The 12,901-nt window shown below is 74.3% G+C and carries 9 protein-coding genes and 1 pseudogene; 5 read left to right on the top strand and 5 right to left on the bottom strand.

The features are described 5' to 3' along the window. Window positions 1–246, top strand: a pseudogene (locus ACIRPX_RS43430) (IS630 family transposase); the annotation flags it as partial. A gap of 59 nt (window positions 247–305) precedes the next feature. Here the strand turns inward: ACIRPX_RS43430 and ACIRPX_RS43425 are convergent. The 5 genes from ACIRPX_RS43425 to ACIRPX_RS43405 are packed head-to-tail and all read right to left on the bottom strand — an operon-like array spanning window position 306 to window position 4,769. Then, window positions 306–1,268: a biotin-dependent carboxyltransferase family protein gene (locus ACIRPX_RS43425; RefSeq protein ID WP_404205661.1), complete on the bottom strand. Its 963-nt coding sequence runs from the start codon at window positions 1,266–1,268 to the stop codon at window positions 306–308. Beyond that, window positions 1,265–1,882, bottom strand: a complete 618-nt coding sequence (gene pxpB / locus ACIRPX_RS43420; RefSeq protein ID WP_404205660.1) for a 5-oxoprolinase subunit PxpB — start codon at window positions 1,880–1,882, stop codon at window positions 1,265–1,267. Before pxpB ends, ACIRPX_RS43425 begins: the two co-directional genes overlap by 4 nt. Beyond that, entirely contained in the window at window positions 1,879–2,637 is a 759-nt protein-coding gene (locus ACIRPX_RS43415) for a LamB/YcsF family protein (RefSeq protein ID WP_404205659.1), read from the bottom strand. The genes pxpB and ACIRPX_RS43415 overlap by 4 nt, the downstream gene beginning before the upstream one ends. A gap of 18 nt (window positions 2,638–2,655) precedes the next feature. Next, window positions 2,656–3,477, bottom strand: coding sequence for a putative hydro-lyase (locus ACIRPX_RS43410; protein ID WP_404205658.1), 822 nt, complete (start codon window positions 3,475–3,477; stop codon window positions 2,656–2,658). Further along, window positions 3,474–4,769: an MFS transporter gene (locus ACIRPX_RS43405; protein ID WP_404205657.1), complete on the bottom strand. Its 1,296-nt coding sequence runs from the start codon at window positions 4,767–4,769 to the stop codon at window positions 3,474–3,476. Before ACIRPX_RS43405 ends, ACIRPX_RS43410 begins: the two co-directional genes overlap by 4 nt. 212 nt (window positions 4,770–4,981) lie before the next feature. Between ACIRPX_RS43405 and ACIRPX_RS43400 the strand changes: the two genes are divergently transcribed. The 4 genes from ACIRPX_RS43400 (at window position 4,982) to ACIRPX_RS43385 (ending at window position 12,894) form a co-directional block, all read left to right on the top strand. Further along, window positions 4,982–5,686: a GntR family transcriptional regulator gene (locus ACIRPX_RS43400; protein ID WP_404205656.1), complete on the top strand. Its 705-nt coding sequence runs from the start codon at window positions 4,982–4,984 to the stop codon at window positions 5,684–5,686. An 81-nt stretch (window positions 5,687–5,767) separates the two neighbouring features. Then, window positions 5,768–7,294 carry a hypothetical protein gene (locus ACIRPX_RS43395; RefSeq protein WP_404205655.1) on the top strand — a complete coding sequence of 509 codons (1,527 nt, stop codon included), beginning with the start codon at window positions 5,768–5,770 and terminating at the stop codon, window positions 7,292–7,294. Window positions 7,295–7,346: 52 nt separating this feature from the next. Next, entirely contained in the window at window positions 7,347–8,234 is an 888-nt protein-coding gene (locus ACIRPX_RS43390) for a hypothetical protein (protein WP_404205654.1), read from the top strand. Between the two features lie 37 nt (window positions 8,235–8,271). Then, entirely contained in the window at window positions 8,272–12,894 is a 4,623-nt protein-coding gene (locus tag ACIRPX_RS43385; RefSeq protein WP_404205652.1) for a hypothetical protein, read from the top strand. Window positions 12,895–12,901 lie beyond the last annotated feature (7 nt).

The following is a 12,901-nucleotide window of genomic DNA, read 5'->3' as shown; positions in this document are numbered from 1 at the left end:
CACCTGCACTTCACACCCACCGGGTCGTCCTGGCTCAACCTGGTGGAACGGTGGTTCGCCGAGCTGACGAACAAGCAGATACGACGAGGCGTCCACAAAACCGTCCAGGCCCTGGAGAAGGACATCCGTGCCTGGATCGCCGCATGGAACACCGCCCCAAGGCCCTACGTCTGGACGAAGACCGCAGACGAGATCCTCGAACGCCTCGCCAGTTATCTGAACAGAATTCCTGACTCAGATGACTAGGGGTGTGGCGAAAGTGGCGTCGTCCGCCCGCCGGGCAGGCGGGACATTCGCAACACGCCCTATTGCTCGGGGGAGTGGACGGCGGTTGCCCCGCCGGGTCGGGTGCGGGTCCGCCGCGGCCGGTCGGGCAGGGCCCCGGGTTCCTGGGGGAGCGGGCGGCCGCGTACCTTCACGAAGCGGACCGGCGTGCCCGGTGCCGCCTGGGCCGCTGCCGGGAGGTCGCGCGGGTGGACGACCGCGATCACCGGGTAGCCGCCGGTGGTCGGGTGGTCCGCCAGGAAGACGACCGGACGGCCGTCAGGGGGGACCTGGACCGCGCCCAGGACCATGCCCTCACTGGGGAGTTCGCCCGGCAGGGCCCGGTCGAGGGCGGGGCCCTCGGTGCGCAGGCCGATGCGGTTGCCCGCGGCGGAGACGCGGTACGGGCGGGACGTGAAGATGCGCAGCGCCTCCGGGGTGAACCAGTCGTCTCGCGGTCCGAGCGCCACCCGCAGGACGAGTTCGGCCGGTGGCGCCGGCTGCGGGGCGACGTCCACGTGTGCGTGGAGGCCCTCCGGCGTTCCCAGCGGGATCACCGTGCCGTCCGTGAGAGGCGGCGGGCCGAGGCCCGACAGGAGGTCCGTGGAGCGGCTGCCGAGGACCGGTTCGACCGCGATGCCGCCGGCGACGGCCAGGTAGCCGCGCACCCCGGCGACGGCCGCTCCGACGTCCAGGAGCGCACCGGCGGGCACACGCACCGGTGCTCCCCAGGCGACCGGCCGCCCGTCGACCGTGACCGCGCACGGTGCGCCCCCGACGGCCACCGTGACCGTCGAACGCGGCCGCACGGCACAGCCGTTGAGGGTCGTCTCCAGGACCGCCGCCCCGGGCGGGTTGCCCACGAGCCGGTTGACGAGCGCGGCGGCGGGGGAGTCGAGCGCGCCGGAGCGGGGCACGCCCAGGTGCGCATGCCCGGGACGGCCCCGGTCCTGCACGGTGGTCAGTGCCCCGGCCCGTACCACGACGAGCGCCCGGTCCGTCATGAGCCGTCCACCGGCACGAAGCGCACCCGCGTGCCGGGCGCCAGCAGCGCGGCCGGCACGCGCGCGGGGTCCCACAGCACGGCGTCCGTGCGGCCGATCAGCTGCCAGCCACCCGGCGAGGAGCGCGGGTACACGCCCGTGTACGGGCCCGCCAGGGCCACGGAACCGGCCGGGACGGCCGTGCGCGGAGTGGCCCGGCGCGGGACGTCGTAGTGCTGCGGAAGGCCCGTGAGGTAGCCGAAGCCGGGCGCGAACCCGCAGAAGGCGACGGTGAATTCGGTGTCCGCGTGGATGCGGGCCGCCTCCTGCTCGGTCACGCCCCAGTGCGCGGCGACCTCGGTGAGGTCCGGGCCGTCGTAGCGCACCGGGATGTCGATCGCCTCACGCGCGCGTGGGGGAGCCGGTGGTACCTCGGAGGCGGTCAGCTCGGAGGCCAGGCGGGCCGGGTCGGAGAGGCCGTCGAGCAGGACGGTGCGGGCCGCCGGGACGATCTCGCGCACGCTGAGCAGACCCTCCGCGCGGCGGCGCAGCAGTTCCGCGTGCAGGGCCTGTGCCTCGTCCCCGCTGGACAGTTCGACGAGCAGGGCGCGGTCGCCCACGGGCAGCGCCCTCATGCGAAGGCCTCCACCCGGACTCCCGACGCCTGCAGCCGCCGCCGGACCAGCCGGGCCAGCTCCACGGCGCCCGGCGTGTCCCCGTGCAGGCACAGGGAACGCGCGCGTACGTCGACGGCGGTACCGCAGTGCGAGGTGACCGTGCCGAAGCGGGCCAGGCCCACCGAGCGCTCCACGACCGCCTCCGGATCGGTGACCACGGCGCCTTCGTGGCCGCGTGGCACGAGGGTGCCCGCCGCGGTGTACGCGCGGTCCGCGAACGCCTCCGTGACGGCCGGCAGCCCCGCCCTGCCGGCGTGCTCCAGAAGCCGTGAGCCGGGCAGGCCCAGCACGGGCAGCGTGGCGCCGGCGAGCCGCACCCCCTCCACGACCGCGCCGGCCTGCTCCTCGTCGTGCACGACGCGGTGGTAGAGCGCGCCGTGCGGCTTGACGTACGACACGCGCGTGCCCGCCGCGCGCGCGAAGACCTCCAGGGCGCCGATCTGGTACGCCACTTCGGCCGCGAGTTCCGCGGGCGGCACGTCCATCGCGCGCCGCCCGAACCCGGCCAGGTCCCGGTAGGAGACCTGGGCGCCGATCCGCACACCGCACCCGGCCGCGAGCTCGCACACCCGCCGCATGGTGGCCGCGTCCCCGGCGTGGAATCCGCAGGCCACGTTGGCGCTGGTGACGACGGACAGCAACTGCTCGTCGTCGGTCAGCCGCCAGCGGCCGAAGCCCTCGCCGAGGTCGGCGTTGAGATCGATCGACGTCATGGATCCTTCGGTCTCCTCTCAGGCCACGCGGTACTGGTCGTCGCGGGCGTCGGTCAGGAACATCTGGCCCGGTGCGTGGGTGAGGGCGAAGGGCGGCCGGGACGCCATCACCGCCGCCTGCGGGGTCACTCCGCAGGCCCAGAACACCGGGATGTCGTCCGGTTCGGCGTCCACCGGGTCGCCGAAGTCGGGCCGGCCGAGGTCCTCGATGCCGAGCGCCGAGGCGGGGCCGCAGTGCACGGGGCTGCCGTGCACCGCCGGGAGCAGACTGCTCTCCCGCAGCGCGGCCGACAGGTGCTCCGGGGGCACCGGCCGCATGGACACCACCAGCGGGCCGCGCAGCCGCCCCGCGGGGCGGCACCGGCGGCTGGTCACGTACATCGGGACGTTGCGGCCCTGCTGGATGTGGCGGATCGGGACGCCCGCACCGGCCAGCGCCCACTCGAAGGTGAAGCTGCAGCCGATGAGGAACGAGACCAGGTCGTCGCGCCAGTACGCGCGCACGTCCGTGGGTTCGTCCACCAACTCGCCGTCCTGCCAGACCCGGTAGCGCGGCAGGTCGGTGCGCAGGTCCGCGCCGTCCGCCAGGGCCGTGGTGACGTCCCCGGCGTCGGTGACGTCCAGCACCGGGCAGGCCTTGGGGTTGCGCTGGCAGAACAGCAGGGTGTCGTAGGCCCAGTCGGCGGGCACCGAGATCAGGTTGACCTGGGTGTGGCCGGCCGCCACACCGGCGGTGGGGCCGGCGAGCCCGTCCCGGAAACGGGCCCGGGCGGATGCCGGGCTCCACGCGTGCGCGTGCTCGTCGACGACGGTCAGGGGGCGGTCTTCCGTACGGTTCACGCCAGTTCCCTCCCGCGGGTCTCCGGCAGCCCCAGCAGGGCCAGTGCCGCCACGCCGTAGCCGAGCGCGCCGAACACCAGCGCACCGCCCACGCCCCAGCTGTCGGCGAGGAATCCGACCGTCGTGGGGAAGACGGCGCCCACGGCGCGCCCGGTGTTGTAGGTGAAGCCCTGTCCCGTGCCGCGCACGGCCGTCGGGTACAGCTCGCTCAGGTAGGAGCCGAATCCGCTGAAGATCGCCGACATGCAGAACCCGAGCGGGAAGCCCAGCACCAGCAGCAGCGAGTTGGCGCCCTGCGGGATGTTCGCGTAGGCCAGGATGCACACGGCCGACAGCAGCGCGAACAGCCAGATGTTGCGTTTGCGGCCCAGCCGGTCGGTGAGGTATCCGCCGGTCAGATAGCCGAGGAAGGCGCCGGAGATCAGGAACGCCAGGTAGCCGCCGGTGCCGACGACCGACAGACCCCGATCGCTCTTCAGGTACGTCGGCACCCAGGTGGCCAGCGTGTAGTAGCCGCCCTGGACACCGGTGGACAGCAGCCCCGCGAAGATCGTGACGCGCAGCAGGCCGGGCCTGAAGATGGCGGCGAACGAGCCCTTGTGGGCGCTCGTCTCGCGTACGGCCGCCGCTTCGGGGGCGTCGTGCACGCGGCGCCGCATCCAGATCACCAGCAGCGCCGGCAGCGCTCCGGTCCAGAACATGACGCGCCAGGCCAGGTCGTCGCCGGCGAGGGAGAAGACCACGGTGTAGGCGACGGCGGCCAGCGCCCAGCCGATCGCCCACGAACTCTGCACCGCGCCCAGGGTGCGGCCGCGGTGCCGGGCGCTCGCGTACTCGGCGACCAGGATCGCGCCGACGGCCCACTCGCCGCCGAACCCGAGGCCCTGGAAGGCCCTGAGGACCAGCAGCGTCTCGTAGTCGGGCGCGAAGCCGCAGGCCACGGTGAAGACCGCGTAGGTGATCACCGTGATCATCAGGGCCCGTACCCGGCCGAACCGGTCGGCCACCACGCCCGCGAGGGCGCCGCCGACGGCGGACACCACCAGCGTGACGGTGGTGAGCAGGCCGGTCTGGCCGCTGTCCAGGCCGAAGTACGCGGCCAGCGCGACCATCGTCAGCGGCAGCGTGAAGTAGTCGTACGAGTCCAGCGCATAGCCGCCGAACGCGCCGGCGAAGGCGCGGCGGCCGCGCGGCCCCAGGGCGCGCAGCCAGCCCAACGGGCCGTCTTCGAGGACGCGTTCGTCCGCGTCGGGCTGTGTGCTCAGGGCCTGCGGTGAAGGGGTCGTGCTCATGTGCACCTCGCAGTGGGAGGACGGAGGGTGCTTGGGAGGTGAGCCGTGCGGTGCGTGGGGGTGCCGTGCGTGAGCGTGCCGCGCAGGGGGGGTGCTGCGTGAGCGGCCGGCGCCGAGGGAGCCGGCGCCGTGAGGAGCAACGTAGAGGATCGTTCAACGATCCTTCAATACCCATGTTGTTTCGTTCTTGTGTCTGCGATTGAATTCCGGGCATGGCAGAGCAGCTGAACGGACTGGCCGACGATCGCGCTCTTCTGGGGCGCACCAGCACCGCCGAGCGCGTCTCGGACATCCTCAGAGGCCGTATCGCCGAGGGGTTCTTCCCGCCCGGGACCCGGCTGTCGGAGGACAGTATCGGCGGCGCGCTCGGGGTCTCCCGCAACACGCTGCGCGAGGCGTTCCGGCTGCTCACCCACGAGCGCCTGCTCGTCCACGAGTTGAACCGGGGTGTCTTCGTCCGGGTCCTGGCCGTCGAGGATGTCGAGGACATCTACCGCACCCGCCGGCTCGTCGAGTGCGCCGTCGTCCGCGGGCTGGGCGAGCCGCCGTACGCCCTCGAGGCGCTCGCCGCGGTGTGCGAGGAGGGGCAGCGGGCGGCGCGCGAAGGTGACTGGAAAGCGGTGGGTACCGCCAACATCCACTTCCACCGCGAACTGGTCGCGCTCGCCGGCAGCGCCCGCACCGACGAGCTGATGCGCAGCGTCTTCGCCGAACTCCGCCTCGCCTTCCACGTCGTGGACGACCCCAAGCGCCTCCACGAGCCCTACCTCGCCCGCAACCGCCAGATCCAGCGGGCCCTGCAGACGGGAGAGCGGGACGAGGCCGAGAAGCTGCTGGCGGTGTACCTCGACGACTCGCTCGAACGCGTGGTCGACGTCTACCGCCGCAGGGTCGGGGAGGGCGAAGCCCTTTCCTAGAGCGCGGCGGGCCCCGGACGGCGCACACACGATTCACGCCCGTTTGGGCCGTTGTCAGACCGAGGACCTAGTCTGTGCACCGTGACTTCGCCTGCACCGACGGACAGCGTTCCGCCCCAGCTCAGCGCGGGGCCGCGCCCCGCGCCGGGCCCGGCCGCCGACGAGGGACTGGCGCGGCGTCTGCGCGCGCTCGCCTGCACCGCGCCCCTGCACGACCTCGACACGCGCAAGGCCAACCTCGCAGGCGAGTACTCGGTCTACGGCATGGCCGAGGTGGCCCTGTCCGCCATCGACCTGGTCACGCTCAACATGGACTTCGACACGGGCGCCGACCACGACCAGATAGTCGCCCGCCTCATCCCGCGCATCGCCGCCCAGGCTCCGCAGCGGCCCGTCACGGAGCACGAGCGCGTGGCCCGCTGGGTCCTGGAGAACCTGATCAACGTCGGCAGCGTGGACCGCGGCTTCCGCGCCGTCTACGGCACGTTCGCCACCGACGGCAGCTACGTCCGCCGTGACTACGACTTCAAACTGATCGAGGAGGTGCCCGGCCCCGGCGGCACCGTCTACCTCCGTACGACCGACGAGGCGGTCAACGTCCTGGTCGGCGCCCTGGACACGGACGTCACCAGCGCCCAGATCGCCGCCGAGGTCAAGCTGGAGGTCCTGATCAACCGGGGCCGGCTCGCCGACGCCCAACTCGCCGCCGAGCAGGCCCGGTACCGCACGGTGCAGTACTCGGAGACGCTGCGCCGCGCCCTGGAGGCCACCCGGCGCAACGTCCGCGCGGTGGACTGGCTCAACGCCGTTCCGGACATGATCGCCGAGGCGCTGGACCACGTCGCCGACCGGTACCGCCACGAGAACGCGATCCTCACCAACATCCGCAAGGCGCGCGACGAGACCGAGGACGCCGAGCACAAGCGGCGCGCGGCCGAGCTCGTGGACATCGTCAAGGACTGCATCCGCAGGCACACGCAGCTGCAGTCCCGGCTGCTGGAAGCCGGACCGCTGTTCCGCGCGGAACAGGACCGGCAGGCCTTCGCCACCCCCATGACGTCCTCGGGGATCGACCTCTACGGCCACCTCGTCGCCCCGATCCTGCCGCTGCCGCTGGAGCGGTCGGTGCGCGTGACCGACGCGTTCTTCGCGCGCGGGACCGGGCTGCGCACGCCGGTGTCCGTCCGGGTGACGGACCTCGTCGACATCCTGCTGACGCCGCCGGTGGAGCGGGAGCACCTGGGCGCGGAGATGCCGGAGCCGGACCTGATCGCCACGCCGGACGACAGCCGCTTCAGCGAGGAGCAGCTGGCCGCGGCGACCGAGCTGCTCGATCTCCCGGCGGACGCGCCCCGCAGACTCTCCGGCCTGCTGGCCGAGGCGCGGCGTGTCGATCCCGACCTGCCCTACCTCGTGGCCCTGCTGGCCGTCCACGCGGCCAGCCCGCCCGTGGGCACGGCCTACCGGCAGGGCGAGGAGAAGCTGCTGTTCGCCGTGGACGACGGCACGGATCTGGACGACCCCGAGTTCGGCGGCGCCGACCTGATCGTGGGCACGGCCCTGCTGGACGCCGCGGGGATGGCGGCCGACAGGACGGAGGCGGCGTGAACGGACCCGGGCAGCGTACGGACCGGTGGGAGAGCAGCAAGGAGCGACAGCTGTGAGCGAGCACGTCGAGTGGAGCGAGCCGGAGACCGGTGCGGTGCCGGTCACCGCCGCCGTCACGCCCGCCGACGCCGCCGACGCCGCGCGGCTCGTCGCGTTCGGCCTGCAGCCCAAGCTGCAGCCCGCACGCGACCAGGAGTACGCCGAACTGCTGCGCCGCTACCGCGAGGACCCGCCGTTCGCGCGGCTCGCGGACGCCGTGGCCACCGGTCTCGGCCTGGTGGTGCTGGAGGTGTCCCCGCGCGCGGGGATGGCCGTGACGGCGGCCGAGGACTCGGTGTTCGCCGTCCGCATGAGCGACTACGCGCGGCGTACGTCCGCCGACGGCGGGGACCGCTTTCTGCACGGCCTGGCCCATCTCGCCGTCGCCGCCATGGCGTTCCCGCGCCCCGAGGACCTCGCCGACGACGGCTACATCGGCCGCGTGACGGTCAACGGGGTCGACGCCTTCGTGCGGCAGGCGTGCCGCCGTCTGGAGGAGCGCGCCGCCGAGCACGGCGACAACACCGACCCGGCCACCGACGCTCCCGGCCTGGAGGCCGCGTGGCGGATCTGGATCAGACGCAGCGCCACGGGCGCCACCAAGGATGCGCGCAGACTCGCCGGTTCGACGACCGGAATCGTCGGCAAGGCAGCCGCGTTCCTGACCGACTCCGGGTTCCTGCAGCGCACCGGCGACGACAACGGCGGTACGTACCGCACGACCACGCGCTATCAGCTCCAGGTGCGGGACATGGCGGGCAGCGCCGCGATGGCCGAACTGCTGGAGCTGGGCGTGGTCCCGGTGACCGACGGCACGCCGACGCTGGTGCCCGCCGAGGACGCCGACGCGGTGGAGCTGGCGGCCGACGCCGGGCTGCCGTTCCACTCGTCCCGCTCCTGAACCTCCCCTCCCTGCCGAAGACTTACGAGAGTCCGCCATGTACGAGCTGTCCCGGGTCCGCCTCTACTCCATCGGTCCCGCCGGTGCGCGCTACGCCGACACCGTGCTGGACCTGCGCGGCGTCGGGGAGCCCGTGCCCACTCCCGCGCCCACCCAGGCGGAGTTCTTCGAGGAGGAGCCCCTCGGCCCGCCACGCCGCCCCGCGCCCGCCGGCGTGCTCTTCCTGGAGAACGGCGGCGGCAAGTCCGTGCTGCTGAAGCTGATCTTCTCCGTCATGCTGCCGGGCCACCGCAACACCCTCGGCGGCGCCAGTTCCGGCGTGCTGCGCAAGTTCCTGCTCGCCGACGACTGCGGGCACGTCGCCCTGGAGTGGCAGCACACGCTGACCGGCGAGTGCGTCGTCGTGGGCAAGGCCAGCGAGTGGCGTGGGCGGCAAGTCTCCAACGACCCGCGGAAGTTCGCCGAGGCCTGGTACTCCTTCCGGCCCGGGCCGGGGCTCTCGCTGGACAACCTGCCCGTGGCCGAGTCCACCGCCGTGCGTCCGGTCGCCGAGGGGCAGTCGGGCGCACAGGGCCGCCGCCGCACCATGAAGGGCTTCCGGGACGCCCTCACCGAGGCGGGCAGGGCGTACCCCCATCTGGAGGTGCACTGGGAGGAGATCCACGACCGCTGGATCGAGCACCTCGGCGACCTCGGCCTCGACCCCGAACTCTTCCGCTACCAGCGGGAGATGAACGCCGACGAGGGTGAGGCGGCCGGCCTCTTCGCCGTCAAGAAGGACTCCGACTTCACCGATCTGCTGCTGCGGGCGGTGACCGACACCCGGGACACCGACGGGCTCGCCGACCTGGTCAGCGGCTTCGGCAACAAGCTCGGCCGCCGCGCCGAGCTGATCGCCGAGCGGGACTTCACCGCCGGGTCGGTGGACCTCCTCGGGCGGATCGTCGAGGCCGCCGAGTCCCGGGCACGCGCGCGTGACGTCCACACCGGCGCGGAGCGCCGCACCCGCTCGCTGGCCCGCCGGCTCTCCGCCCGGGGTGTGCGGGAGCGGGTGCGCGCCGCCGACCTCGCCCAGCGCGTCACGGCGGCCGCGTACGCGGTCACCCACTCCGAGGGGGCCCGGGAGCGCAGCGCGCTGATCTCCGCCGAACTCGCCTACCGCAACGCCTCCCTGGCGCTCGGCGCCGCCGAGAAGTCCGCCGCCGCGCAGAAGCGTGAACTGGCCGACGCGCGCACCCTGCACTCCGCGTGGCAGGCCGCCGAGGCCGTACTGCGCCACCGGGCCGCCGCCGACCGCGCCGCGCGCGTGGCCGCCGCGATCCAGGAGGCCGAGCGGGACGCGGCACCCGCGCTCGCCGCCCGCGCCAGGGCCGCCGTCGATCTCGTACGGGCCCTGCACGCGGCGGCGGACAGCGCCGAGGCCCTCGCCAACGAGGAGGAGGAGCGCTCCGCGGCCCTCCAGGAGGTCGGCGAGGCCGCCTACCGTGACTCGACCGCCGCCGCCACGGAGGCGCAGCGCGCCCGCAGCGAGGTCGGCCATCTGCGGCAGCGCCTCACCGAGGTCGAGCAGGAGACGGCCGAGGCGGTGCGCGCCGGATGGCTCGACGACAGCGCCCCCGACGCCGACCCGGCCCGCGCCGCCCTCGCGGCCAGCGACGCCGAGAAGACGGCGGTCGCCGCCTGGGACACGGCACGGGAGGCCTCGCGCAAGGCCACGGAGCACGCGCGTGAGGCCGCTTCGGCGGAATCCCGCGCGGAGCTGACGGCGGCGCGCGCGGCGGACGCGGCCACGGCGGCCCGGCGGTCCTACGACACCGAGCGGCGCACCGCCGAATCGCTGGCCGCGGAGGAGCGGCTGGCGGAACTGCTGAACGTCACCGCCGGTGACGCACGCCCCGCGGTCCCGCGGCCCAGGGACGCGGCGGACGGCGACCGGCCTGCGCTCGGCCCGGAGGAGCTCGACCGGTTCGCCGACGAACTGCGCGAACTGCTCGACGACTCGGTCTCCTCAGCCGAGCGGCAGCTCTTCGAGCTGCGCACCGCGGCGGCCGACGACTCGCGCATCCTCGGCGCGCTCGGCGACGGCGGACTGCTGCCGCCCGGCCCGGACGTGCTGGCCACCGTCGAGTTCCTCGGCGAGCACGGCATCCCGGCGCTGCCGGGCTGGCGCTATCTCGCCCAGGCCGTGGACCCGGCCGACCACGCGCGCGTGCTGGCCGCCCGTCCCGAACTCGTCGACGGCGTGATCATCACCGACCCCGACACGCACGGCCGCGCCCGCGAGGCCCTCGGCGACGCGGCGCTGCTGCCGCGGTCCGCCGTGGCCGTCGGTACGGCCGCCGCCCTGCTGGCGCCCACCACGGCCGCGGAATCGGGCGACGGCGGCGTCTTCCTCGTACCGCCGAACCCCGCCATGCACGACGAGCACGCCGCCGACGAGGAGCGGCAGGCGCTGCGCGCGCGGGCGGCCGAGCGGGACGAGGACATCAGGACGCTCGCCGCGCGCCTGGGCAAGGACCGCGAGCTGGCGGCGCGGCTCGCGTCCTGGCGCGCCGGCTGCCCGGCCGGGCAGCTCGTCGAACGGGCCCAGGCCGCGCACGACGCGCGCGCCTTCGCCGAGGAGTCCGAGGCCGAGCTGGCCGAGGCGCGTGCGGTGCGGTCCGAGGCCGACGAGAGTGCCGCCGAGGCGGCGCAGGTGCGCGACGAGCGCCAGGAGACCGCGCAGAAGGCCCGGCGCTCGGCCGACGCCCTCGCCGGACTCGCCTTCCGGCTGCGCGAGCGGGCGGGCTGGCAGGTCAAGGTACGCGAACTGGCCGACGAGGGCGCCGAGTCCGAGGCCCGCGCCCAGGCATGCCTGGAGCGCGCCCGGGCCGCGGACGAGGACCGCCGCGGCGCCCAGCGGGCCGCCGACGACGCCCGTCGCACGGCTCGCGCGCTGCGCGCCGAGCGCGCGGAGATCGCGGGCGCCCCCGACGACGTACCGGAGACCGACGGGTCCGCCCCGAAGGCGTCGCTGCCCGCCCTCCGCGAGGCGTACCGCGCGGCCTCCCAGGTCTACGAGAAGGTCGGCGTCGGCGCCGACCTGCGGGCCGAGCAGGCGCGCGCGGAGAGCGACGAGGGTGCGGCCCGCGCCGAGCTGGACCGGCTCAGCAACAAGGTCCGCACCCGCGCGGCACAGCTGCTGGAGTCGCCGGACGGGTCCGACGGACCGTCCCGGCAGGCCGCCGCCGCGCGGGCCGAGGAGCTGGTGCAGCTCCTGGAGACCCGGATGTCGACCGCGAGCGAGCAGCTCGGGCGCCTGCGCGGCGAGGCCGAGCGGCACGCGCCCGAGGACGGCGAGAGGCACACCGAGCTCCCGGCGGAGCAGCAGCCGCGCGACGCCGAGCACGCACAGGCGCTGCTGCGCACGGCGACGGCCGAACTCGCCACCCGTACCGAGGCGCTGAGCGAGGCCCGGGAGGCCCACGCCGAACTCCTCGACGCCCACCGGGCGGCCGAGGACGCGGCCGGCGGCTTCGACGAGATCGCCGCGATGCTCCGCGACCTGCTGCGCGAACACTTCGCCGACGAGGAGCAGGAGGAGCCGGAGCCCTACCTCGGCAGCCTGGAGGAGGCCCGGCACGCCGCTGCCGAGGTGCGCCGCTCCCTGCGCGGCTGCGCCGCCGACCTCTCGGCCGCCGAGGCCGCCGTGCGGGAGGCCTGCGACATCCTGGTCCGGCACGCCAACTCCACGCGCTACGAGCAGGTCCGCACCCCGGCGCGGCAGCAGATCCGCGAGCTGCCCGCCTCCGCGCTGCCCGAGCACGTCCAGAAGTGGGCGGACGCCTTCGCGCCCCGGCTCCGCGTCCTGAGCGACGAGCTGGCCCAGCTGGAGCGCAACAGGGATTCCATCGTGGACCGGCTGCGCGGGCTCGTGGAGACGGCACTGGCGACGCTGCGCTCCGCCCAGCGGCTCTCCCGGCTGCCCGAGGGGCTGGGCGAGTGGTCCGGGCAGGAGTTCCTGCGCATCCGGTTCGAGGAGCCCGATCAGGCCACGCTCACCGAGCGCCTCGGCGAGGTCATCGACGAGGCCACCCGGGCGGCCGTGAAGAAGAACTCCGACCTGCGGCGCGACGGCATGTCGCTGCTGCTGCGGGGCGTGGGTGCGGCGCTGCAGCCCAAGGGCGTCGCCGTCGAGATCCTGAAGCCGGACGCCGTGCTGCGCGCCGAGCGCGTGCCCGTCGGGCAGATGGGCGACGTCTTCTCCGGCGGCCAGCTGCTCACCGCGGCGATCGCGCTGTACTGCACCATGGCCGCGCTCCGCTCCAACGACCGCGGCCGCGACAAGCACCGCCACGCCGGCACGCTGTTCCTCGACAATCCCATCGGACGCGCCAACGCCACCTATCTTCTGGAACTCCAGCGGGCCGTGTCCGACGCGTTGGGTGTCCAGCTGCTGTACACCACCGGTCTGTTCGACACGACCGCGCTGGCGGAGTTCCCGCTCGTCATCCGGCTGCGCAACGACGCGGACCTGCGGGCCGGGCTGAAGTACATCAGCGTCGAGGAGCACCTCCGGCCCGGCCTGCCCCAGCAGAGCCCGGCCGGGGACGGCGACGCCGTGCACAGCGAGATCACGGCGACACGGATGTTCAAGCGGCCGGCCCCCACCGCCCCGTGAGGGACTC

It is taken from the genome of Streptomyces sp. NPDC101225 (genome assembly GCF_044767585.1).
Classification (GTDB): domain Bacteria; phylum Actinomycetota; class Actinomycetes; order Streptomycetales; family Streptomycetaceae; genus Streptomyces.
This window is presented reverse-complemented; position numbering and strand designations above follow the sequence as displayed.